The organism is Paenibacillus sp. PL91 (assembly GCF_012935325.2).
Taxonomy (GTDB): Bacteria; Bacillota; Bacilli; order Paenibacillales; family Paenibacillaceae; genus Pristimantibacillus.
Map to the genome: position 1 here is coordinate 1 of NZ_JABBYG020000069.1, position 991 is coordinate 991.

Consider the following 991-nt stretch of genomic DNA (forward strand, 5'->3'; position numbering starts at 1 on the left):
GTTCGGCGAACAAAGTATTAGACTGAAAAATAAAGTACTAGACCGTGAAAATAAAGTTGTAGACTGCACGCTCTCGTAACGAGCAGGATAGCTTAGCAACAACTATGTTAAAGAAGTTTCCGAAGGGCTGCATATCATACGCAACCTCCATTACGTTCAGTTCGTTTAATAATTTGGAATGAATTTACTTGGAGGGGTGGAGATTGTCTTTTTATGAAAAGGCGAATGATGATGATCGGTCTATTGGTTATTGTTCTTTGCGCGATCTTTATAGTATATAAAAAAACGTTTCCTCGTTCGATCGATGTAACGTTGACGGGTGTCAAGTATCAGCTTGGAGCTGCAGGTGAGAGAACTGGGACGGAGCCAGCGACAGTAATAATTAAAGGGAAACTGTATACGAAACTAAATGGAAAACGTACATTTAAAGGTGAAGTGAATATCGTCGGCGAACAAATCCCGGTTCCACTTGATCAGCGGAAGTTGGAAATACCTTTTTCAAATGAGGGGTGGGGTGCGATGTCGTACCCTTATTTTATCTATGGCGAGCGGGGAGCAGTCGTAAGAACTGAAATTCACCAGTCACATCTAATATTTGCAAACAGAGACTTTACTCAAGTAAGCTTTCTTATTGCTGATCATGTTCAAGGTCAAAAGGGTGAAAATTCGCAAACCATCTGGAACACTGAGAATGGATATATGCTTTCGGTCCCTGCAACTACTCGTGAAGAGGCGCTAGCTATTTCGAATAAGTTGATGCGTGATTATTTAAAGACATATGGACCGTTGCAATAAAAGGTTGTTTCACTTTATCGTTAGATTGAACTAAGCATTACGCTACGGAGAACGATAGTTTCAATAAAAACACGGAATATGATAGCAGCGGCGTTCTAGGACTTTATTTCTCGTCCATGGCTGCCGTCGTATTCGGACCATACTGTCTATTAGTGTGTATTGATATCCACTCATGTACAATAGAAAGTACGTTTTT

At 40.5% G+C, this 991-nt stretch carries 1 protein-coding gene; it reads left to right on the top strand.

Annotation, left to right across the window (positions count from 1 at the left end; translation table 11 throughout):
* Window positions 1-213 precede the first annotated feature (213 nt).
* The gene (locus HI950_RS35385; RefSeq protein WP_169091773.1) at window positions 214-795 is read left to right on the top strand and encodes a hypothetical protein; all 582 of its coding nucleotides are present in this window, start codon (window positions 214-216) and stop codon (window positions 793-795) included.
* The last annotated feature ends 196 nt before the right edge of the window (window positions 796-991 follow it).